Below are 21902 nucleotides of genomic sequence, written 5' to 3' on the forward strand. Positions count from 1 at the left end.
GATCCGGGGTCTGTCCAGCTGGCTGGGACCGACATGGGTTTTCTCGGATGGATGGCGGCGGTCGGTGGGCTGTTGCTGTTGATGTCATTGGCGACCGGCTGGATCCGACCGCTGCCGGTGACCCATTTCGCGCTGTACCTGGCGGTCGGCGCGATCGTCGGGCCGTGGGGACTGGGCCTGCTGGAAGTCGACTTCCTGCGTGACGCGCGGTGGATGGAGCGCCTGACGGAGGTGGCGCTGATCATTTCGCTGTTCGTGGGCGGCCTGAAACTGCGCGTGCCGCTGGACGCCGGCCCCGCCGCGATGGCCCGGCGGCTGGCGTTTCCGGCGATGTTCCTGAGCATTGCCGGCATGACGCTCGCCGCGCGCTTGCTGCTCGGGCTGGACTGGCCGTTCGCGCTGATCCTCGCGGCCATGCTGGCGCCCACCGACCCGGTGCTGGCCAGCGTGATCGCCGTGGACAATGCCGCCGATCGCGACGGACTGCGCGTGGCGCTGTCCGGCGAGGCGGGCATGAACGACGGCAGCGCGATGCCGTTCCTGCTGCTGGGCCTGACGTTGCTGGGCACGCCATGGTCGTGGGGCGTGTTCGGCCATTGGGCGTTGCTGGAGCTGCTCTGGGGCGTGGTCGGCGGCCTGGGGATCGGCTTCGCGATGGGCTGGGCAGTCGGCTGGCTGAGTACCCGGCTGATGCTTATCCAGCGCGACCCGGGCCCGAGCGCGCTGCTGACCCTCGGGCTGATCGCGCTGACCTATGCGGCCGCCCAGAGCGTCGGCGCGCTCGGCTTCCTGGCCGCCTTCGCCGCCGGCGCCGGCATGCGCATGGTCGAGGTCGGCGTGGTCCGCGAGCATCCGCACCCGCGCCTGCGGCGCCGCGAGCGCGGCGACGAACTGCTGCCGGCCGAGTTCGTGGCCGGCTCGCCGGTGGTCGGCCGCAAGGACCGGGGCGAACCAGTACAGGCCGTCGGCCGCCTGATGAGCGATGCGCTGATCTTCGGCGACACCATGGAGCACCTGCTCGCACCCTTGCTCGTCCTGCTGCTAGGCATCGCGGTCGCGCGTCACTGGGACATCGATGGTCTCGCCGTCGCGGCGGTACTGTTTTTCCTGGTGCGTCCGCTGGCCGTGTGGCTGGTCACCATCGGCAGCGGCTGGCACTGGCAGCGGCGGGTGATGGTCGGTTGGCTGGGCATCCGCGGCATCGGCGGCATCAACTACCTCTGCTACGCGATCACCCACGGCGTGAACGGTCCGCAGGCCGGGCACCTGGCCGGCATCATCGTTACCGTGACCGCGCTGAGTACCGTGGTGCACGGGTTCAGCGCGCAGCCCCTGCTGGCCTGGCGGCGGCGCCGCATCGAGCGGGAGCAGTCACGCGAGGGGTGACGCCGGGTCGACGGGGCGCGCGGTCTTCGGGCTAGCCGGATGCATCCCCTACAATGCGCCGATGAAGATCGCCTCGTGGAACGTGAACTCGCTGAAAGTGCGCCTGCCGCAGCTGACCCAGTGGATGGCCGAGGCGCAGCCGGACGTCGTGGCGTTGCAGGAAACCAAGCTGGAGGACGCGAAGTTCCCGGTCGACGAGCTGGCCGCGGCTGGCTACCGCGCGGTGTTCTCCGGGCAGAAGACCTACAACGGCGTGGCAATCCTCGCCCGCGCGCATGCGCCCACCGACGTCGTCACCGACATCCCGGACCTGGACGATCCGCAGCGGCGCATCCTGGCCGCCACCATCGGCGACCTGCGCGTGATCGACCTGTATGTGGTCAACGGCAAGGCGGTGGGCGATCCGAAGTACACCTACAAGATGGACTGGCTGGCCAAGGTGCGCGAATTCATCGCGCGCGAACACGAGCGCCATCCGAACCTGGTCGTGCTGGGCGACTTCAACATCGCGCCGGAAGACCGCGACGTGCACGACCCGGTCGCCTGGCGCGACTCGGTGCTGTGCTCGGTGCCCGAGCGCGAGGCGCTCGGCGCGATAACCGGCCTGGGCCTGCATGACAGCTTCCGCCTGTTCGAACAGGACGCCGGCCACCACAGCTGGTGGGACTACCGACAGGCCGCCTTCCGCCGCAACCTGGGCCTGCGCATCGACCTGATCCTGCTCGGCGATGCGTTGAAGGGCACCGCGCGCGCGGCCGCCATCGACCGCGTGCCGCGCAAATGGGAACGCCCGTCCGATCACACCCCGGTGACGCTCGATCTGGATATCTGAGGAACGATGAACAGCACTCCGCCTGAAGAATGGCCCAGCTCCCTCACCGACGAGGAACTGGACGAACTTGACCGCTACCTGCGCGGCCACGCGGACGAAGGCCGCCTGCTGCTCGACGGCGTGCACGGCATGCTTTCGGCGATCGCCGTCGGCCCGCTCGAGGTGCTGCCGGACGAATGGCTGCCCGAGGTTCTGCACGATGCCTTTGCCAACGAGGCCGAGGGCAACCGCGTGCTGGAACTGCTGGCCAAATTGAACGATTCGATCCGCGTCGAACTGGACGTGGACGCCTACGAACCGATCCTGGGCGAAGTCGACACCGACACCGGCCCGGTGCTCTCCGCCGCCGGCTGGTGCGAAGGCTTCAGCCGCGGCATCGACCTGCGCGCCACGCTGTGGGAGAAGCGCCTGGCCGAGGATCCGCAGCTGATGGAAATGCTTGGGCCCGTGATGGCGCTGGCGGTGGACGAGGGCATCCTTTCGGCCGAGGCGGAGTTCGAAAAGCTCAGCGACGAGGAATACGACGAGTGCCTGGCGCAGGTGGCGCCGGTGCTCGGTGCGGTCGACCACTACTGGCACGAGCATCCAGCCACCGAAGCGGAGCTGGCCGCGCTCACCCGCACTCCCGCGCCGCCCGGCGAGGAAGCGCCGCCGCCGCCGCGCCAGCGCAGCGGACACTGGGTGCACTGAAACCGCCCAAGCTGCAGGGCCGTTCTTCGCAGGATTCCGGCAAGGGACCGAGGCATGGCCATGGACACGGCGCTTTACGAACCGATCAACACGCTCAAGCCCATCGCGCCGGGACTGTGGATCGTCGACGGCCCGATCGTGCGCATGGCCGCGCCGCTGGGCACCAGCGCGCCGTTTCCGACCCGCATGACCCTGGCGCGTTTGCCCGATGGCGCGCTGTGGTGCCATTCGCCGGTCGCGCCGGACGCGGAGCTGTTCGAGGCCGTCGACGCGCTCGGCCCGGTGCGCCACCTGGTCTCGCCGAACAAGCTGCATTACGCGCACATCGCCGCCTGGAAGCAGCGCTACCCGCAGGCGATCGCATGGGCCTCGCCGGGCGTGCGCGAGCGCGCCGCGGGCCAGCGCATCGAGGCGCACTTCGACGCGGAGCTGGAGGACGCCGCGCCGACGGCCTGGGCCGGCTCGCTCGACCAGCTGCGCTTCAAGGGCAGCCGCGCCATCGAGGAGGTGGTGTTCCTGCACCGGCCCAGCGCCACATTGATCCTGGCCGACCTGATCGAGAACTTCGAAGCCGGCCGGCTCGATGCGCCGATGCGCTGGATCGCGCGCCTGGGCGGCGTGCTTGCGCCCAACGGCAAGATGCCGCTGGACATGCGCCTGACCTACCTGGGACACAGGGCTGAAGCGCGCGCCTGCATCGAACGCATGCTGGGCTGGCAGCCGCAGCGGATCGTGCTGGCGCACGGGCGCTGCTTCATGGAACACGGCGAGGCCGAGCTGCGCCGTGCGTTCGCCTGGCTGAGCCCCTCGTAGAGCGCACCTGTGCGCGATCGTGCCCATGGTCCCGCACAGGTGCGCTCTTACAGGAAGCTCCCGGCGAACAATCCGTTCACGTCGCCACGCTTGGCCCCGATCGCCAGCGGCCCCATGCTCGTGGACATCCTTCCACGCCGGAGGCGTTCCCCATGAGCCAACGCACCATCAGCCGCCGCGTGCGCGGCATCGACACCAACGACGGCGCCGGGGTGAAGCTCAAGCGCATCATCGGCCAGCCCAATCTGGACATGCTCGATCCGTTCCTGCTGCTGGACGAGTTCCGCTCCGACCAGGCGGGCGACTACCTCGCCGGCTTCCCCGAGCACCCACACCGCGGCTTCGAGACGGTCACCTACATGCTGGCCGGGCACATGCGCCACGGCGACAACCACGGCAACCAGGGCGACCTGGGCCCCGGCAGCGTGCAGTGGATGACCGCCGGCCGCGGCATCCTGCATTCGGAAATGCCGCAGCAGGAGAACGGCCTGATGTGGGGCTTCCAGCTGTGGGTGAACCTGCCGGCCGCCGACAAGATGACCGCGCCGCGCTACCAGGACATCGCGCCCGAACGCATCGCCCGCGTCGAACCGGCGCCCGGCGTGCAGGCACGGGTGATCGCCGGACGGCTGGGCGAGGCGGTCGGCCCGGTGCAGGGCATTGCCACCGACCCGTTGTACCTGGACATCACGCTGGCCGCCGGCGCGCGCTTCGAACTGGACCTGCCCGAGGAGCACCACGCCTTTGCCTACGTGTTCGAGGGCGAGTCGGCCGAGGTCGGTGGCGAGCCGCTCTCGCGCGGCGAGCTGGCGGTGCTCTCCGAGGGCGACCGCCTGACCCTGGGCGCCGGCACCAGCGCCGCGCGCCTGCTGGTGGTCGCCGGCCGCCCGCTCAACGAAACCGTCGCGCGCTACGGGCCCTTCGTGATGAACACGCCTGCGCAGATCCAGGAAGCCATTGCCGACTTCCGCGCCGGGCGGTTCTGAGCCCGCTGCCACAGGACGTGCCGCGCAGGGTGGGCTGAAGCCCGCCCTACGGCGTTACGGCCGCAGGGTTTGTTGCGCGAGGCCATCGAGCGCCCGTGTCACCGTCGCCTCGATCGAGCCGTTGGCGTCGACCCGCACTGCCGGCTCGTCGCTGTCCGGTTCCTCCAGCGTGGCCAACTGGCTGCCCAGCAACGTCAACGGCATGAAGTGCTCGCGCCCGCGCATGCGCCGCGCCAGCTCGTCGTGGTCGACGTCCAGATAGACGAACCGCACCGCTGGCCCGGCCTGCCGCAGGCGTTCGCGGTAGGTCCGCTTGAGCGCGGAACAGGCCACAACGGCGCTGCGCCCGGCCGCCAGTTCCCGCTGCATCCAGGCGGCGATCGTGTCCAGCCAGGGGATGCGGTCGGAGTCCTCCAGCGGCATGCCTGCGCTCATTTTGAGGACGTTGGCCAGCGGGTGCAGGTCGTCGCCGTCCAGGAACGCATAACCCAGCGCCTCGGCCAGCCGCCGCGCGATGGTGCTCTTGCCCGAGCCGGACACGCCCATCACCACCAGCATCACCGGATCGCTCATCGGTACCCGGCGGTGGCAAGCGGGAGAAATGTGCGTGCAGTCACGTTCCGGCACTCAAGCGGAGGAGCGGGTGGCCGATGTGCTGAGCGAGGGGAGTTAAAAAGCCATTAATCCTGCCCGGCACAGGCCGCCCTAGCATCGGACCCCTGCCGAGTCATCCGCAACCCACCGGCCATCCGCCATGCTCGCGCTCCTGGTTTCCATCGCCCTAGTCTGCCTGCTGCTGGCCGTGCTGCGCCGGGTGCCGACAGGCCACGTCCAGGTCGTCCACCGCCGTGGTCATCCGCCGCGCCTGCTCGAACCGGGCCTGCACCTGCTGTGGCCCGGCCTGGACCGGGCCGGGCACCGCATCGACCTGACCGGCCAGATCCTGCAGTTCCAGGACGCGCTGGCCGATGCCCGCGGCGTCCGCGGCCGCGTCTACTGGCAGGTATTGGAGCCGGAGCGGGTCGATCCGGTGATCGAGCAGGCGGCGCAACTGATCCGCAACAGCGCGCTGCAGGCCCTGCATGGCGAGCCCGGACCCGGACCCGCCGACCAGCGTGCGTTGGGCAGCAGCCTCAAGCGCGCCCTGAACGGCATGCTGCGCGAACGCGGCCTGATGGTCACCCGGGTGGAGCTGGAATTGGCCTGAGGCGGCCAGCGCGCTGGCTTCGATGCGCGCGCGCGCGGATACTTCGCGGTCCTGCCCGCGCCCGGACCGCCCATGAGCCCACGCCCCGTCCTGCAACACCGGCTCGAACAGGGTCTGGCAGCGCTGGGCCTGGCGCTGCCGCCCGGCGCGGTCGAGCGGCTGCTCGACTATCAGGCGCTGCTCGAGCGCTGGAACAGCGCCTACAACCTCACCGCCGTGCGCGACCCCGCCGAGATGGTCACCCGCCACCTGCTCGACTCGCTGGCGATCCTGCCCTACGTGCGGAGCGGGAGCCTCGCGGACCTGGGCACCGGCCCCGGCCTGCCCGGCATCCCGCTGGCGATCGCCGCGCCCGGGCGCGAGGTGTTGCTGGTCGACTCCAACGGCAAGAAGGTGCGCTTCCTGCGCGAGGCGATCCGTTCGCTCAAGCTCGAGGGCGTGCGCGCCGTGCAGTCGCGGGTGGAGGAGGTCGAGGGCCAGTTCGACTGCATCACCGCGCGCGCCTTCGCCAGCTTGGCCGACATGCTCAGCTGGGGCGGTCACCTGCTCGCCCCGTCCGGCCGCTGGCTGGCAATGAAGGGCAAGCCGGCGGCCGACGAGATGGCCGCGCTGCCGGCCGGCTTCGCGGTCCAGGCCACCCACGCGCTGGAAGTGCCCGGCCTGGGCGCCGAGCGCAGCCTGATCGTGATCCAGCGCACCGGGGCCGATGGATCAGGCTCCGGCGCGCCCTGCTAATCTACCCGTCCTTTGTTGCAAGTTAAGACGACCATGGCCCGCATCATCGCTGTCGCCAACCAGAAAGGCGGCGTCGGCAAGACCACCACGGCGGTCAACCTCGCTGCGGCCCTGGCGGCCGCCAAGCGCAAGGTGCTGCTGGTCGACCTGGACCCGCAGGGCAACGCCACCATGGCCTCGGGCGTGGACAAGCGCGAAGCCAAGCCCAACGGCTGCGAGGTGCTGCTGGACGAGTCGCCGATCGAGCGCGCCATCGTTGGCACCGAGGGCCACTACGACCTGCTGCCCGGCAACGGCGACCTGACCGCCGCCGAGCTCAAGCTGATGGACGCGATCGCCCGCGAAAGCCGGCTCAAGGAACAGCTGGCCAAGGTCAGCGACAAGTACCAGACCATCCTGATCGACTGCCCGCCCTCGCTGCACCTGCTCACGCTCAACGCGCTGACCGCGGCCGATGGGGTGCTGGTGCCGGTGCAGTGCGAGTACTTCGCGCTGGAGGGGCTCTCCAGTCTGCTCGACACGGTCAAGGCGGTGCGCCAGCGGCTGAACCCTAAGCTGGAGATCGAGGGTCTGCTGCGCACCATGTACGACGTGCGCAACAATCTGGGCAACGAGGTCTCGGCGCAGCTGACCCAGCACTTCGGCGACAAGGTGCTGCGCTCGATCATCCCGCGCAACGTGCGCCTGGCCGAGGCGCCCAGCCACGGCCAGCCGATCCACCTGTACGACCGAAGCTCGCGCGGCGCGATCGCCTACATCGGCCTGGCCGGCGAGATCATCCGCCGCGAACGCGGCGCACAGGCGGCCGTGGCCGCGCTCAACGACATGCACGACACCGGCGAGCCGCTCGACGCGGCGGCCGACATCCACCAGGAGTAACCATGGCCGCCGCGAAGAAACGGGGACTCGGCCGCGGGCTGGACGCGCTGCTCGGCGGCGATGGCGCCGGCACCGCGTCGCCGCTGGAACAGGAAGGCGAGCTGCGCACCCTGCCGATCCAGCAGATCCAGCCGGGCAAGTACCAGCCGCGCCGGCACTGGAACGAGGAGGCGCTGGACGAACTGGCCGCCTCGATCAAGGCGCAGGGCCTGATCCAGCCGGTGGTGGTGCGCGCCATCGGCAGCAACAGCTACGAGCTGATCGCCGGCGAACGCCGCTGGCGCGCGGCCCAGCGCGCGCAGATGAGCGACATCCCGGCGCTGGTCAAGACGGTCGACGAGGCCGCCGTGCCGGCGATGGCGCTGATCGAGAACATCCAGCGCCAGGACCTTACCCCGCTCGAAGAAGCCGATGCGCTCAAGCGGCTGATCGACGACTTCGACCTCACCCACCAGCAGGCCGCCGATGCGGTCGGCCGTTCGCGCGCGGCGGTGTCCAACCTGCTGCGTCTGATCGACCTGCCCGCCCCGATCAAGAAGCTGCTGGACGAGAGCAAGCTGGAGATGGGCCACGCCCGTTGCCTGCTCACGCTGGACGAGCGCATCGCCGTGCCGCTGGCGCGCCAGGCCTCGACGCTGGGTTGGAGCGTGCGCGAACTGGAAGAAGCCGCGCGCCGCGCGCAGGCCGCGCCCAAGGGCAAGGCCAAGGCCGGCCCGCGCGATCCCAACATCGATGCGCTGGAGCGCGAGCTGGGCGAACGCTTCGCCGCCCGCGTGGAGCTGGCCCAGGGCCGCGGCGGGCGCGGCAAGCTGGTGATCCACTACCACAGCAACGACGAGCTGGACGGGATCCTGGGCAAGCTGCGCTGAGCCGGCCTCTTGTGGGAGCGCCCTTGGGAGCGACCGCCATCCATCACGGTCGCGCCCAAGGGCGCTCCGGCAGGCAAGCCACGGTCTTGGCCTGCGCCCGCGCCTCGCATCGGCGATAATCCCCGCCCAATCGTTCCCCCGGACTGGCCCCATGCCCGAGCTTTCCGTCGTCGTGCCCGTGTTCAACGAGCGCGACAACATCCCTCCGCTGCTTGCCGAAATCGCCACCGCGCTGCGCGGCCAGGCGGATTTCGAGATCGTCTACGTGGACGACGATTCCACCGACGACAGCCGCGCCGTGCTCGCCGCCCAGAAGGCCAGCTACCCGGAGCTGCGCGTGCTGCACCACGTCAGCCGCAGCGGTCAGAGCACGGCGGTGTCCAACGGCGTGCGCGCCGCGCGCGGCAGCTGGATCGCCACGCTCGATGGCGACGGCCAGAACGATCCGGCCGACATCCCGCGACTACTCGATGCACGCAAGAACGCGCCGCCCGAGGTGAAATTGTTCGCAGGCTGGCGCACCACGCGCCGCGACAGCTTCAACAAGCGCATCTCCTCGAAGATCGCCAACGCGGTGCGCTCGCGCATGCTCAAGGACGCCACGCCCGACACCGGCTGCGGCCTGAAACTGTTCGAGCGCGAGACGTTCCTGCGCCTGCCCTACTTCGACCACATGCACCGCTACCTGCCGGCGCTGGTGCGCCGCGCGGGCTTCGAGAGCCGCAGCGTGCCGGTCGGCCATCGCCCGCGTACCGCGGGCACCTCCAAGTACGGCATGCTCGACCGCCTGTGGGTCGGCCTGGCCGACCTGCGTGGCGTGGCCTGGCTGATGCGCCGCGCCAAGATCACCCGCGTCGAGGAGCTCTAGGCCCGGACCGTAGGATGGGATTCGACCCGCCGCCACCCTAGGCCCGACGGGCCTTTCACCCGGCGGGCGTAAGCTTGGGGCAGGTTCCTTCCACGGGGGACGCCATGAGCCTGGCCGTCAAACGCGTCTACGATCCGCCCGCGCCGAAGGACGGCTACCGCGTGCTGGTCGACCGCTTGTGGCCGCGCGGGCTGAAAAAGGCCGACGCGGCGCTCGACCTGTGGGCGAAGGAGGTCGGCCCCTCGCGCGAGCTGCGCGAGTGGTTCGGCCACGAGCCGACGCGCTGGGAGGGGTTTCGCCACCGCTACGCGGGCGAACTCGATGCCGTTCCGGAAAGCTGGCAGTCGCTGGCCGAGAAAGCCCGCCGCCACCAGGTGACCCTGCTGTTCGGCGCGCGCGACGAGGAGCACAACAACGCCGTGGCGCTGAAGGCGTATCTGGAAAGCTACCTGGCCGCGCACGGCCCGCATTGAACGTCAGGCTGGTTCTCGCCCAGTGGCGTGCGCCGAAAAGCGCAGCCGGTACTGCGCCGGGGTAATGCCAAAGCGGCGATGGAAGGCACGCCGCAGGTTCTGCTCTTCGCGGTAGCCGCAGTTGGCGGCGATGCGCTTCAGTGGCAGGCCGGTTTGTTCCAGCGCGCGGCAGGCCGCCTCCATCCGGATCGCCTCCACCGCTCGGGCTGGCGTGCGTCCCTGGCGGGCGGCATACAGCCGCGCGAACGTACGCGGCGTCATGCAAGCCTGCTCGGCCAACCGCTCCACGCTCAGGTCCTCGTGCAGATGTGCGGCGATCCATGCGTGCAGAGCAGCGAAGTCGCCATTGCCACGCGCCTGCTCGGCCAGTGGCGCGCTGAACTGCGACTGCCCGCCCGGACGCTTGACGAACACCACCAGCTGCCGCGCCACGTCGATTGCGGCCTGGTGGCCGAGGTCGTCCTCGATCAACGCCAGCGTCAGGTCGATGCCGGCACTGACGCCGGCGGAAGTCCACACCGCACCATCGCGCACGAAAATGCGGTCGGCCTCGATCCGTACCGTGGGATAGGCCGCTTGCAGGCGTTCCACCCAGTCCCAGTGCGTGGTCACGCGGCGCCCGTCCAACTGGCCGGCGGCTGCGAGCAGGAAGGCGCCGGTACACACCGAGCAGAGCCGCCGCACCGCCGGCGCGCGCTCGGCCACCCACGAGACCAGCGCCGCTGGCGCCCGGTAGGTTTCGCCTTCGCAGCCGCCCGGCACGATCAGCGTGTCGATCGGTGCGTCCTGCAGCGAGGCCACCGGTACGGTCAGCAAGGGCAGGCCGGCGCTGGTGGTTACCAGGCCACCCGTGGCCGAGGCGGTGACGGTCTCGTAGGGCCGCGTTTTGCCTGCGCGGCGGTTGGCGGTGGTCAACGCCTGCAGCGGGCCGCAGAGGTCCAGCAGGTTCATCTGGTCATAGGCGAGCAGGACGATGCGGCGGGTTGCGATCATGGCGGGCATTGTCGGGGTTTGGGGCCGACGGTGCGCGGGCGCGGCGGTGCGCCGTGGAAGCTCACCGGCGAAAGCCCGGATATTCAAGATCGAGCGCGACGCCGTAGGCGGTACTGCGACCGTAGCGGCTGGCGATGTCCGCCAGTGCCCGGTCGAGCAAGTGCGCCGGCGGGATCGACGCCTGCCAGGCCAGCTCGCGATCGCCATGGACGGGGGCCGCATCGGCGCGCAGATCGGGCAACAGCAGCAGGCCATGGCGCGTCGTCAGCGGATCCAGCGAGGCGGCCACGGTATAGACGCGGCTGCGGCCGGTGCGCGAGTACGCGTCGGCCGCCAGGGCCAGCGCAATGTCGTCCACCCCCGTTGCGACCGGCAGACGGAGGCGTTGGGTACGGTGCAGCCAGTGATTGGTGTAGTTCGTGGCGAGTAACGCGCGCAGGTTGCCCCACTGCGGCAGGAAGCGGTCGCTGTCGTGCGCGTCGCTCCAGTCGGCCACGCCGAGCGTGCGCGCGACCGCCGCCGCGCGCGGCGTGCCCGCGATCGCCTCGACCAGCGCCAGCGCGACCGGCATGGCAGCGCTGATGCCGGCGCTGGAAACGATGCGGCCGTCGGCGACATAGCGGATGTTTCTCATCCACGCGACCTGCGGGTACACCTTGGCCCGCAGCGCCTGCGTATCCCAGTGGGCGGTGGCGCGGTGACCGTCCATCAGGCCGGTGTTTGCCACCACCAGCGCGCCGTCGCAGATGCTGACCAGGGTCGCGCCCTTGGCGCCCTGGGACGCCAGCCAGGCCAGCAGTGCCGGGTCGCGCGGATGGCTCACCGCCGGCACGATCACGTAATCCGCGCCGTCCGGGTAGTCGGCGTCGAACGCGGCCACCGTGGCCTGCGGCTGGACGCGCAGGGCCGGACGCAGCACGAGCGGACCGGAGGCGGTCGCCAGCGAAACCACCTCGGCGGCCTTCGAGGCGCGCAGGATGCCCAGCGGCAGCACGTAGTCGGCCAGTTCGGTGGTGCTGTCGTCGCTGCCGTTTTCACCGACCACCGCCACGAGTGGCCGCGCGCGTCCGAAGCGCGGTTGCCACGCCGCGATGTGGTTCGTTGCGGCGGGCGCGGGCGCGGGTGGTCGTGCGAAGGCGGGCGTGCCCGCTATCGCGGCGGCGAACAGGACAAGCAAGCGCAGGCGCATGGAAGGTGATCCGGCAAGAAGGTTGGACGCCAGTGTCACCGGCCGGCGCTTGGCGCTCCTGACACAAAACCGTCAAAACCTGCCAGATCGGCGCCCGCAGGCGCGTTGCCTCAACCCTGGGGTCGCCAGCGTTCCAGCGCCTCGCGGGTGCGCGTCCGCCCCAGTTCGATCAGCTCGCTGGCGCGGTAGAACTCATAGGTAGCCGCGGCGTCGCGCGGGATCTCGATCAGCAGGTCGGGTTCGTACGCGGCCAGGCGCAGCCGCGAGAGGTTCGACTGCATCAGGTCCATTGCCTGGTTCAGCAGGGCCAGTGCGCCTGGTTCGTGCACGCGCGCGGGTTTGTCCTCGCGGTGCGAGAGCAGCCGGCCGAGCCAGCCGGATTCCTCATCCGGATCCGCATCCGGATCGGCTTTGGCATCCCGCTCGGGGGCCAGCATGTTGGAGCGGCCATCGAGGCTGATCGCAAAGAGGACTTCCGCGCGCTCGCGGATCAGCGGCGTCACGGGCACCGGGTTGAGCAACGCACCGTCGACCAGCCGGCGGCCGTCGATCGTGTGGGGACGGAAGATGGTGGGAATCGCGATCGAAGCGCGAATCGCGTCGAACAGCTGGCCGCGGGTCAGCCAGACCTCGCGTTCGCGGTCGATGTCGGTAGCCACGGCGGTATAGGCCAGCGGCAGGTCCTCGATGCGCGCGTCGCCGATCAGCTCGCGCAACGTCTCGATGATTCTCTCGCCCTTGATCAGTCCGCCGCGGAAGGTCCAGTCGACCAGCCGCAGCACATCGAAGCGGGCGAGCTTGCAGACCCAGTCGCGGTAGACCGGAAGCTTGCCCATCGCGTAGATGCCGCCGATCAGCGCGCCCATCGAGGTGCCGGCGATCGCGCCGATCGCATACCCCTGGCGCTCGATCTCCTCGATCACGCCGATGTGCGCCAGCCCCTTGGCGCCGCCGGCGCCAAGCGCCAGTGCGACGGTCGGTTTGCGCGGGGCATCCGCGGAGGCGGGCTGGCTCATGCGGTAGCCTGTGAAGGGCGAGTCCTCACGATACGTTAGCGTGGGGCTGTGGTGAAGTCTGCGTCCGGACGTCAGCGGTCGCGACCGTTATGATGGTCCTTCGGCGTCCGCGCCATCGACCAGGCAGCCCAAAGGAACCATGCCAGCCAAGACCCGCCTGCACGCCCGGCCCCGTCCGCCGGCCCCGCGCCGCCCCGCTCGCCGTCGGGGGGAGCGCGCATGAGCTGGCAGGCTTGGGCCACGGTGGCGATCATCGTGGGCGCGATGGCGTTGTTCGCCAGCGAGAAGGTGCGCATCGACCTGGTCGCATTGCTCGCGCTGGCGGCGCTGGTGGTGCTGCACATCGTCACGCCCGAGGAGGCGCTGTCCGGCTTCAGCAACGAGGCCACCGTGACGGTGGCGGCGATGTTCGCGCTGAGCCTGGGCATCGAGCGCTCCGGCGCGCTGGAGCCGCTGACGCGGCTGTTGATGCGCATCCGCAAGCCCTGGTTGCTGACGCTGGCGATGATGCTGGCGATCGCCCCGCTGGGCGCGTTCGTCAAGAACATCGCGCTGGTCGCCACCTTCCTGCCGCTGGCGCTGCGCGTGTGCCAGCGCACCGGCACCTCGCCGGCGCGCGTGCTGATGCCGATGGCCTACGCCGCGCAGATGGGCGGCGTGTGCACGCTGATCGGTACCTCCTCCAACCTGCTCACCGACAGCCTGGCGCAGAAGCACGGCCTGCCCCCGTTCGGGGTATTCGAATTCACCAAGATGGGTGCGCTGCTGGCGGTCGCCGGCATGGCCTACATGATGCTGATCGGCCGCAAGCTGCTGCCCAAGCACATCGACGCCGCGCTTCCCGAAGGCGGCGACGTGGGCAAGTACGTGACCGAGCTGGTGGTGGGTGAGGACTCGCCGCTGCTGGGCACGCGCATCGCCGATGCCCAGCTGGGCGACAAGTACGGCGTCTATCCGCTGGAGCTGCTGCGCGGCGAGCGGCGCATGTGGTCCCCGCGCGAGCAGCAACTGGCCGCCGGCGACGTGCTGCTGGTGCGTGGCGACTGGGACAAGATCGAGGAATTCCAGCGCCGCGCGCGCCTGCGCAACGCCCCCGACCAGCACTACGAACGCGACGGCGATCGCCCGCGCGTGCTGGCCGAACTGATGGTCGCGCCGGGCAGCCCCGCCGAGGGCCGGCGCCTGGCCGAACTGGGTTTGGACTGGCGCTATCGCGCCACCGTGCTGGCGGTGCACCGGCGCGGCCAGGTACTGCGCGACAAGCTGAGCAATACCGACCTGGCGGTCGGCGACGTGCTGCTGGCGCTGGTCGACGAGGGCGGCATGCCCAAGCTGCGTACCGACGATGCGTTCATCGTGCTCAGCGAGCGCGACGACGCGCGTGGCAGCACGCGCAAGGCGTGGATCGCCGCGGCGATCATGGCCGCGGTGGTGATCACCTCCGGCATGCACTGGCTGCCGATCCCGATCGCCGCGCTGTGCGGCGCCACCGCGATGGCGCTGACCGGCTGCTTCGGCCGCAAGGACATCTACGAGGGGATGGACTGGAAGATCATCATCCTGCTCGGCGCGATCCTGCCGCTGGGACTGGCGATCGAGAAGACTGGCCTGTCGACCGTGGTGGTGCAGGGTGCGATGGGGCTGGTCGGCAGCCACGGTCCGCTGGCGGCGCTCTTGATGGTCTACCTGCTGACCGCGCTGCTCACCGAGTTGATGGGCCACAACCCTTCGGTGGTGCTGATGGTGAGCATCGCGGTCACGGTGGCGCATGCCGCGCATGCCGACCCGCGTCCGTTCGTGGTGGCGGTGGCGTTCGCCGCCGCGACCTCGTTCGCCACGCCAGTGGGCTATCCGACCAATACAATGGTGTATTACGCCGGCGGCTACCGCTTCACCGACTTCATGAAGGTCGGCATCCCGCTGATCGCGCTGTTCTGCACGCTATCGATGTGGCTGATCCCGCAGTTCTGGCCGTTCCATCCGTGACGGCCGACAACCGGAAGTCGATCGGGACCGGAAGATAGGCGACGGAAGCTTCAGCGCCCTCTCCCCGACGCAGGAGAGGGCTTCAGCCGCGTTAGCGCGCGCCTTGCTGGTAGGCGCCAAGGGCCATGTGCAGCAGGCTCTTCATCTCCTCGCGCAGTGGCAGCGGCGCCACCACTTCGGCGTCCGGCCCGTACTTGAGCACGTCCATCAGCAGTTCGCGCGACTTCGAGTACGGCACCTTGAGCTCGTAGCGCCCGTCCGGCAGCCAGTCGCCCTTCTGCTGCGAATGCCAGTGCTCGTCGGCCACCCAGCGCGCGGCGTGCGCGGAAAAGCGGATCGTGGCCCAGGCCTTGGGCTTGCCGGCGAAAATGCCGTAGCTGGAGGCGAGCAGTTCGTTGAGATCGGTTTCCGGCACGTCGATCGCCGGCTCGTCCAGCGCGTGCGCCTCGCGGATGCGATCCACCGCGAAGCTGCGCAACGCCTCGCGGTCGTGATCCCACACGTCCAGGTACCAGTTGTCGCGGTAATGCGTCAGTCGCTGCGGGGAGACGGTGCGCTTGCTGTCCGAATCGGTGGTGCGCGCGCGGTAGGAAAAACGCAGGCGACTGCGTTCGAGCACCGCGCCGGCGGTTACGCGGAACACCTGCTGGTCGAGCTTGCGCTCGCCCCAGGGGATCACGCGGATGCGCTCGATCGGCAGCGCCCGGGCCTTTTCCTGCCCGGTGAGCAGGCGCTCGATGCGCGCCTTGAACGGAGCCAGCGCGCCGGCCAGCACGCCGGGGCCGGAGCGGCCGATCAGTTCGTTGAGCGCCAGCAACGCGGCCAGCTCGTCGGAGGTCAGCCACAACCCCGGCAGCTCGAAGCGCTCGCCCTCGCCCACTTCGTAGCGGAACGCGGCCTGGTCGGTGCCGGCGCTTTCGATCGGCGCGCCCAGGCCGTCGCGCAGGAAGGCGACGTCGCGATAGAGCGTGGCCCGCGAACATTCCAGCTCGTCCATCAGCCGCGCCAGCGGGACCGGGTAATGTGCCGATTTGAGAACCCGGTGCAGGGTCAGAATGCGTTCGTAGCGATCCATGGCATACCGCTGGGGTGGGAGCTTTGTGTAGCATGGGTACGGCCCGCGGCGGCCGCAAGTCCGTCGCACGGCCCGGCACGAGAGCCGGGTCGCGGTTTTTCCCCAGCCGCCGAGCCTTCGATGTGATGCATCCATCCAGCGACATGCAGGCCTGTGTCTCCGCCACCGCGCGCGAGCACCCGCTGCCCCCGGCTTATCCGGCCTCGCTGCTGCGCACCCTGGCGCTGTCCGGCTACGGCCTGTGGATGTTGCTGGGGCTGGCGCTGGCGCTGGGCATCTACCGTGGTGGGCGCAGCGAGGCGCTGGTGCCGCTGGCGCTGGGTGCGGCGTTCGTCAGTGCGGGCCTGGTGGTCGCCTGCCTGCACCTTCGGGGGCTGTCCGAGTGGCACGGCTGGTTCCCCGCACGGCGCAGCCGACCCACGCGCGAGGCGCTGCTGGCGCTGGCGGCGTACCTGCCGATGCTGGCGGTGGCCGGCCTGGTGCGTGGCGAGAACACGTTCTGGGCGACCCGCGTGGCCGGCGCGGCGCTGGCGCTATGCAGCGCCGCAAGCCTGGTCTACACGGTGCACAGCTACCGCCGGCGGTTGTCGGACGGTGTGGCGCGCTGTTCCGCGCAACTGCCGGTGAGCCGGGTAGTGGCGTCCTGGTACACGGGCGGGCTGTGGTTGTGGTTGTGCCTGGCCGCGCAGGATGGCGCCGTGCACCCGGCCGGCACGCGGCCCTGGATCATGGTGTTGCTCGTGCTGGCACTGCTGCTGGGCTTGATCGAGGGGCTGCGCTGGCAGGCGCTCAGCCCATCGGGGGGACGCTCGCCGCCGCAACGCATGCGCGGACGCACCGCTCGCTTCGTCGCGGCCTTGTTCACTTACGCCGTGCCCAGCCTGGCCTTGCTGGTGGTGGACCTGTCCGACGCGGGCGTGGCGCTGGTGGCGCTGGCTGCCGCGAGTTGCCTGCTGGGCCGCACCATCGAGCAACGCGCCTATGAGGCGGCGCTGGCGCGGCTGTGCCGCGCCGACGCTGCATCCGCCCGGGTTCGGTAACGATGCACGCCAGAATCGTGCGTATTCACTGCTAGTTCAATCCGCCGCATTAAGGTGGCGGGCTCTCTGTTCGCCCCATTCATGGATCGCCCGATGACCAAGACCCTGATCGCAGCCGCGTGCCTGTTCGCCTTCGCCGGCGTGGTGCAGGCGCAGGACGCCGACACCACCACGGCCACCGACAACGGCGGCTGGACCGGTTCGGGCGAGTTCGGCTTCGCCTCGGCGCGCGGCAACTCGCGCACCGAGAACGTCAACGCCAAGCTCGGCCTGAACCAGGAAAACGAGTACTGGAAGAACAATTTCTTCCTCAACGGCATGCGTTCCAAGGGCGAAGTCACCGTGCTCGACGCCAGCGGCAACACGGTCGATCGCTTCACCACCACCGCCAATCGCTACGACGGCGGCGCCTCGGTCGGCTACAAGCTCGATCCGCGCAGCTACATCGTCGGCGCGGGCCGCTACGAGCACGACGACTTCGGCGCCAACCTGTGGCAGGGCATCGTTTCGCTGGGCTATGGCTACATCGCGCTGAAGAACGAGCGCACGGAGCTGTCCTTCGAAATCGGTCCCGGTTACAAGCGCTACCGCCCGGCCGACACCACCGTGTTGGTCAACGGCGTGGCGACCGACGTGCGCCAGCCCACCGAGAGCGAACTGGTCGGCCGCGGCCTGATCAACTTCAAATACCGCCTGACCGACAACACCGCCTTCGAGGACACGCTGCTGGTCGAAGCGGGCTCGAAGAACAAGTACTACCAGAACGACGCGGGCCTGTCGGTCAGCATGACCAAGAAGCTGGCGCTCAAGCTGGGCTTCCAGGTGCGCTACAACTCCGACACGCAGCCGGGCACGCAGAGCACCGATACGCTCACCACGACCAACTTGGTCTACAACTTCTAGCCTCGATCAAGCTTTCGTGGCGCGAAGCGCCTCCTTGGCTTCCTCTCCCCATCGGGGAGAGGATTGAGGTGAGGGGCAATCTTGCGTCGGCAGCAGAGCGCTTGACTTTGGACTCGCCTTCCGGCCAGTGAGCCCGCGCATTCCGGTCCTTCTCCCGGGCGGGGACAGGGAGCGAAGCGGTTCAGCCGAGCATGTCGCCGGCGCCCTGCGCCAGCAAAGCATCGGCCACCGCCCGACCGAGCATCTCTGGCTGGTCGGCCGGCCCGCCTGCCTCCGCTCGCACCAGCCGACCGCTCGCCGCATCGCCGACCAGCCCGCGCAGATGCAGGCCGCGCTCGCCCAGCACGCACCATGCCGCCACCGGCACCGTGCAGCTGCCACCGAGCGCATGGTTCATCGCGCGCTCAGCGCTGACCGTCACACGCGTGTCCGCATCGTCCAGTGCCGCCAGCAGCGCCAGTACGGCCGGCTGATCCGCGCGCGCCTCGATCGCGATCGCCGCCTGGCCCGGTGCCGGCAGCCAATCCGGCGCGGCCAGTCGCTGGCGGATGCGCGCTGCCAGGCCCAGCCGCTCGAGCCCCGCACAGGCCAGCACGATGGCGTCGTAGTCGCCGGCGTCGAGCTTGGCCAGCCGCGTGTTGACGTTGCCGCGCAAGTCGAGCAGCTCGAGATCCGGCCGCGTCGCGCGCAGCTGCGCCTGACGGCGCAGCGAGGAGGTGCCCACGCGGGCGCCCAGAGGCAGCGCATCCAGCGTGGCGTGGTCGTTGCTGACGAACGCATCGGCCGCATCCGCGCGCGGCAGCATCGCCGGCAGCACGAAACCCGGTTCCAGTTCGGCCGGCACGTCCTTGAGCGAGTGCACCGCCAGGTCCGCGCGGTGTTCCAGCATCGCCACTTCGAGCTCTTTCAGGAACAGCCCCTTGCCACCGATGGTGGCAAGCGGGCGGTCGGCGATTTCGTCGCCGCGGGTCGTCATCGGCACCAGTTCGACGGCAAGGCCCGGGTGCTCGGCGCGCAGACGCGCGGCGACGTGCTCGGCCTGCCATAGCGCCAGGGCGCTCTTGCGGGTGGCGATGCGCAGGATGGAAGGCTGCATGGGAACTCCGGCGATGACGCTGAATGCCTATTGTCGCCGCAATCGCCGCAGCGCGCGTGCGGCGTGGCGCCCCAGGCCGCAACGCCTGCGCAGGCAAGCTCACCCCCTTCCGCGCGGCCGTGGGCCACTGTGGCTCGACGAAGCGTCGAAAAAGGACCGCGCGGCGAGCCCTCCGCGCAGACCCTTCCACCGCCCGAACTTCTAACCCGCGCGCAGCAGCTTGCGCACCGCCGGCAGGTTGCGCCGGCTCACCTCGGGGCTGAACTCGGTGCCGGCCAGCCGTGCCAGCACGCGGCCGTCGGGGAGGGTCTTGAGGCCCAGCAGCCGCGGTGCCGGCACCAGGCAGTTGCGGTGCAGGCGCACCAGTTGGTTAGGGTGGTCCTCCTCCAGCTGGCGCAGCGATTCCTCGATCAGCAGCTCGCCGCCGGCATGGCGCACGACCACGTATTTTTCCTCGGCGAGCAGGCACACCACCTCGGTCAGCGCGATGCGCACCTGCTGGCCGCGCAGCCGGCCGCGCAGGTAGCCGACCGGTTCGGCCGGCACCGCGGCCAGGCGCTGACGGGCGCGCTGCAGGGCTTCGCGGAGGCGTTCCAGTCGCACCGGCTTGAGCAGGTAGTCGACCGCGCCCAGCTCGAAGGCGGTCAGTGCATGGTTTTCGTACGCCGTGCAGAACACCACCTGCGGACGCGCATGCCCGGCCAGCCGCGCGGCCAGCGCGGCACCGTCCAGGCCCGGCATGTTGATGTCCAGCAGCAGCAGGTCCGGCTGCGTTTCGCCGATGGCTGCCAGCGCGGCTTCGCCGTCGGCCACGCTGCCGGCGACCACCACCTCATCGCACTCGCCCAGCAGCGCGGCCAGGCGCGCGCGCGCCAGCGGTTCGTCGTCGACGATCAGCACACGCATCAGGCGGACTCCGCCGGTGGAGGATCGAGCGGCAGGCGCAGGCGCACCACGAAGCGGTCCGCGTCCGGCCCCGCGTCGACCGCGGCGCGCGCGCCATAGCGGTAGGCCACGCGCTGGCGCACGTTGGTCAGCCCGTGGCCGTGGCCGGGCGTGGTCGGCGCATTCGACAGCGGGTTGCTGATGTCGATCAGCAACGCGCGACCGTCCAGCGCGCCGCCCAGCACGATCTCGCCGCCCTCGCGCCGGGGCTGGATGCCGTGGCGCACGGCGTTCTCCACCAGCGGCTGCAGCAGCAATCGCGGCAGCGGATAGTCCATCGGCAACCCGTCGAGTTCGCGGCGCACGCGCAGACGCTCGCCCAGACGCAGCTGCTCGATGGCGAGGTAGCGTTCGACGAGCGCCAGCTCTTCGCCCAGCGTGCCGTCGCGGCTCCCCGACTGGCCGAGCGCGGCGCGGAACAATTCGCAAAGATCCTCGATGGTGCGCTCGGCCGCGGCCGGATCGACCCGCACCAGCGCGGCCACGGTGTTCATGCTGTTGAACAGGAAGTGCGGGCGGATGCGCGCCTGCAGCGCATCGACCTGCGCGTGCGCGACCGCGGCCAGCCGCGCCTGCCACTGCGCCAGCACGTAGAAGTAGCGCAGCATCGCCGCGCCGAGCAGCGCGGCGATCAGCAAGTTGTCGCGCACGAAGGCCATCGGCGCGCCATGCACCAGGTTCAGTTGCAGGGCCAGGTCCATCCAGCGGGCCAGCGCGCTGGCCAGCGCCACCACCAGCTCGATCAGCAGCCACACGCCGGCATAGGGCATCCAGCCGCCCAGCCGCTGCAGCCACGGCCGCGCGTAGCACAGCGCCAGGGCGATCAGCATCGACAACCAGGTCACGAACAACATGCCCACGCTGTAACCGCGCCAGTCGCGCGTGTTGTCCGGCGCCAGCCACATCAATGTGACGGTGAGCGCGCCGACCGCGAACAGCGCGGCGACCGCCGGCAGGCGGCAGAAGTCGGGCAGCGGCGTGGTGGGGCGGGCGGACTGGGCGCTCATGCGGATCAGTATGCCGGCATTTGCCGGTTCTCCCGCCATGGCGTGGGCGGGGAAATCCCCACGTGTGATGGGGTTCGGGGCGAGCGCCGTCCCTTAACCCAGCCCCTCCCGAAGGGGAGAGGGAGCTAGCCGAGGCGATCGGTGAGCCAGTGGCGCAGGTCGGTGATTTCTTCGGCGCAGACCGAATGCGGCATGGGGTAAGTGTGCCAGTCGACCGTGTAGCCCAACCCGGCCAGCAACCTGCGCGAATCGAGGCCACGCTGCAGCACCACGATCGGGTCGGCGGTGCCATGGCCCCAGAAGATCGGCACCCGCGCGTTGGCGGTGCTGCGCTCGGGCGCCAGCGTGGCGCTGATCGGCAGGTAGGTGGAGAGCGCCACGATGCCGGCCAGCGGCTGCGCATGGCGCAACCCGGCGGCCAGTGCGATGGCGCCGCCCTGCGAGAAGCCGGCCAGCACGATTCGCTCGCTCGGCACGCCGCGCTCGTGCTCGCGCGCGATCAGCGCCTCCACGGCCCCGATCGCGCGGCGGATGCCCGCCTCGTCCTGCGGCGCGCGCGCGTCGAAACCGAAGATGTCGTACCAGGCACGCATCGGCACGCCGCCGTTGACGCTGACCGGCTGCACCGGTGCGTGCGGGAACACGAACCGCAGCGCGGGCCAGGCGCTGTCCACCAGTTCCGGCACGATCGGCGTGAAGTCGTTGCCGTCGGCGCCCAGCCCGTGCAGCCAGATCACGCTGTGGCGTGGGTCCGGGCCGGTCTCGTGTTCGACGCTGGGGAGCAGGTTCATGGATGTTGCCGTGGTGTGCGCAAGTCGATCAGTGTCGCTTATGGATTGTGTGATCGCCAACCCGCGCGGCCTTCGCCGGGACTTGTGGCGCTTGCGGGACAGGCAGGCTTGGCTATGCTCGGG

At 70.1% G+C, this 21902-nt stretch carries 23 protein-coding genes; 14 read left to right on the forward strand and 9 right to left on the reverse strand.

The annotated features are described in order from the left end of the window. Window positions 1-33: 33 nt before the first annotated feature. The 5 genes from ACFWZ1_RS00580 (at window position 34) to ACFWZ1_RS00600 (ending at window position 4707) form a co-directional block, all read left to right on the forward strand. Window positions 34-1386 carry a cation:proton antiporter gene (locus ACFWZ1_RS00580; protein WP_439665061.1) on the forward strand — a complete coding sequence of 451 codons (1353 nt, stop codon included), beginning with the start codon at window positions 34-36 and terminating at the stop codon, window positions 1384-1386. Between the two features lie 61 nt (window positions 1387-1447). Then, a complete protein-coding gene (gene xth, locus ACFWZ1_RS00585) occupies window positions 1448-2218 on the forward strand; it encodes an exodeoxyribonuclease III (protein ID WP_439665062.1) in 771 nt (256 codons plus the stop codon). Window positions 2219-2224: 6 nt separating this feature from the next. Beyond that, complete coding sequence (locus tag ACFWZ1_RS00590; RefSeq protein ID WP_231322643.1) at window positions 2225-2908, forward strand: YecA/YgfB family protein; 684 nt, start codon at window positions 2225-2227, stop codon at window positions 2906-2908. Window positions 2909-2962: 54 nt separating this feature from the next. Continuing rightward, complete coding sequence (locus ACFWZ1_RS00595) at window positions 2963-3721, forward strand: DUF4336 domain-containing protein (RefSeq protein WP_439665063.1); 759 nt, start codon at window positions 2963-2965, stop codon at window positions 3719-3721. A 152-nt stretch (window positions 3722-3873) separates the two neighbouring features. Beyond that, window positions 3874-4707 carry a pirin family protein gene (locus ACFWZ1_RS00600; protein WP_231322649.1) on the forward strand — a complete coding sequence of 278 codons (834 nt, stop codon included), beginning with the start codon at window positions 3874-3876 and terminating at the stop codon, window positions 4705-4707. 54 nt (window positions 4708-4761) lie between these two features. Here ACFWZ1_RS00600 and ACFWZ1_RS00605 read toward each other — a convergent pair whose 3' ends face one another. After that, window positions 4762-5280: a gluconokinase gene (locus tag ACFWZ1_RS00605; protein WP_439665064.1), complete on the reverse strand. Its 519-nt coding sequence runs from the start codon at window positions 5278-5280 to the stop codon at window positions 4762-4764. A gap of 181 nt (window positions 5281-5461) precedes the next feature. Between ACFWZ1_RS00605 and ACFWZ1_RS00610 the strand changes: the two genes are divergently transcribed. The 6 genes from ACFWZ1_RS00610 (at window position 5462) to ACFWZ1_RS00635 (ending at window position 9738) form a co-directional block, all read left to right on the forward strand. After that, window positions 5462-5914, forward strand: coding sequence for an SPFH domain-containing protein (locus tag ACFWZ1_RS00610; RefSeq protein ID WP_439665065.1), 453 nt, complete (start codon window positions 5462-5464; stop codon window positions 5912-5914). Window positions 5915-5986: 72 nt separating this feature from the next. Beyond that, window positions 5987-6649: a 16S rRNA (guanine(527)-N(7))-methyltransferase RsmG gene (rsmG, locus tag ACFWZ1_RS00615; protein ID WP_439665066.1), complete on the forward strand. Its 663-nt coding sequence runs from the start codon at window positions 5987-5989 to the stop codon at window positions 6647-6649. Window positions 6650-6682: 33 nt separating this feature from the next. After that, window positions 6683-7528, forward strand: a complete 846-nt coding sequence (locus ACFWZ1_RS00620) for a ParA family protein (protein WP_231322657.1) — start codon at window positions 6683-6685, stop codon at window positions 7526-7528. Between the two features lie 2 nt (window positions 7529-7530). After that, window positions 7531-8397 (forward strand): ParB/RepB/Spo0J family partition protein, encoded by an 867-nt coding sequence (locus ACFWZ1_RS00625; protein ID WP_439665067.1) that lies wholly within the window; start codon window positions 7531-7533, stop codon window positions 8395-8397. A gap of 151 nt (window positions 8398-8548) precedes the next feature. Beyond that, on the forward strand, window positions 8549-9265 hold the full coding sequence (locus tag ACFWZ1_RS00630) for a glycosyltransferase family 2 protein (RefSeq protein ID WP_439665068.1): 717 nt from the start codon (window positions 8549-8551) through the stop codon (window positions 9263-9265). 104 nt (window positions 9266-9369) lie between these two features. Then, entirely contained in the window at window positions 9370-9738 is a 369-nt protein-coding gene (locus ACFWZ1_RS00635) for a DUF488 domain-containing protein (RefSeq protein ID WP_439665069.1), read from the forward strand. Between the two features lie 3 nt (window positions 9739-9741). Here ACFWZ1_RS00635 and ACFWZ1_RS00640 read toward each other — a convergent pair whose 3' ends face one another. The 3 genes from ACFWZ1_RS00640 to ACFWZ1_RS00650 form a co-directional block, all read right to left on the reverse strand. Next, complete coding sequence (locus ACFWZ1_RS00640) at window positions 9742-10731, reverse strand: GlxA family transcriptional regulator (RefSeq protein WP_439665070.1); 990 nt, start codon at window positions 10729-10731, stop codon at window positions 9742-9744. A gap of 61 nt (window positions 10732-10792) precedes the next feature. Then, window positions 10793-11920 carry a DJ-1/PfpI family protein gene (locus ACFWZ1_RS00645; protein WP_439665071.1) on the reverse strand — a complete coding sequence of 376 codons (1128 nt, stop codon included), beginning with the start codon at window positions 11918-11920 and terminating at the stop codon, window positions 10793-10795. 110 nt (window positions 11921-12030) lie between these two features. Next, window positions 12031-12936, reverse strand: a complete 906-nt coding sequence (locus ACFWZ1_RS00650; protein ID WP_439665072.1) for a patatin-like phospholipase family protein — start codon at window positions 12934-12936, stop codon at window positions 12031-12033. A gap of 219 nt (window positions 12937-13155) precedes the next feature. Between ACFWZ1_RS00650 and ACFWZ1_RS00655 the strand changes: the two genes are divergently transcribed. Then, window positions 13156-14922: an SLC13 family permease gene (locus tag ACFWZ1_RS00655; protein ID WP_231322672.1), complete on the forward strand. Its 1767-nt coding sequence runs from the start codon at window positions 13156-13158 to the stop codon at window positions 14920-14922. 91 nt (window positions 14923-15013) lie between these two features. Here ACFWZ1_RS00655 and ACFWZ1_RS00660 read toward each other — a convergent pair whose 3' ends face one another. Beyond that, entirely contained in the window at window positions 15014-15997 is a 984-nt protein-coding gene (locus ACFWZ1_RS00660) for a helix-turn-helix transcriptional regulator (protein ID WP_231322674.1), read from the reverse strand. Between the two features lie 125 nt (window positions 15998-16122). On the opposite strand from ACFWZ1_RS00660, the gene ACFWZ1_RS00665 reads away from it, so the two are divergent. Both ACFWZ1_RS00665 and ACFWZ1_RS00670 read left to right on the forward strand, forming a co-directional pair. Continuing rightward, the gene (locus tag ACFWZ1_RS00665; protein WP_439665073.1) at window positions 16123-17037 is read left to right on the forward strand and encodes a hypothetical protein; all 915 of its coding nucleotides are present in this window, start codon (window positions 16123-16125) and stop codon (window positions 17035-17037) included. A gap of 93 nt (window positions 17038-17130) precedes the next feature. Continuing rightward, a complete protein-coding gene (locus ACFWZ1_RS00670) occupies window positions 17131-17940 on the forward strand; it encodes a DUF481 domain-containing protein (RefSeq protein ID WP_231322678.1) in 810 nt (269 codons plus the stop codon). A gap of 181 nt (window positions 17941-18121) precedes the next feature. Here the strand turns inward: ACFWZ1_RS00670 and hemC are convergent, their stop codons facing one another. The 4 genes from hemC to ACFWZ1_RS00690 form a co-directional block, all read right to left on the reverse strand. Then, on the reverse strand, window positions 18122-19036 hold the full coding sequence (gene hemC / locus ACFWZ1_RS00675; protein WP_439665074.1) for a hydroxymethylbilane synthase: 915 nt from the start codon (window positions 19034-19036) through the stop codon (window positions 18122-18124). Between the two features lie 201 nt (window positions 19037-19237). Next, window positions 19238-19942, reverse strand: coding sequence for a LytR/AlgR family response regulator transcription factor (locus tag ACFWZ1_RS00680; RefSeq protein WP_231322682.1), 705 nt, complete (start codon window positions 19940-19942; stop codon window positions 19238-19240). Beyond that, window positions 19942-20988 carry a sensor histidine kinase gene (locus ACFWZ1_RS00685; RefSeq protein ID WP_439665075.1) on the reverse strand — a complete coding sequence of 349 codons (1047 nt, stop codon included), beginning with the start codon at window positions 20986-20988 and terminating at the stop codon, window positions 19942-19944. The genes ACFWZ1_RS00680 and ACFWZ1_RS00685 overlap by 1 nt, the downstream gene beginning before the upstream one ends. Window positions 20989-21113: 125 nt before the next feature. Then, window positions 21114-21779, reverse strand: a complete 666-nt coding sequence (locus ACFWZ1_RS00690) for an alpha/beta hydrolase (protein WP_439665076.1) — start codon at window positions 21777-21779, stop codon at window positions 21114-21116. Window positions 21780-21902 lie beyond the last annotated feature (123 nt).

Origin of the sequence: Frateuria sp. GZRe14 (assembly GCF_051900395.1) — a bacterium.
In the GTDB taxonomy this organism is placed as follows: domain Bacteria; phylum Pseudomonadota; class Gammaproteobacteria; order Xanthomonadales; family Rhodanobacteraceae; genus Frateuria_A; species Frateuria_A edaphi.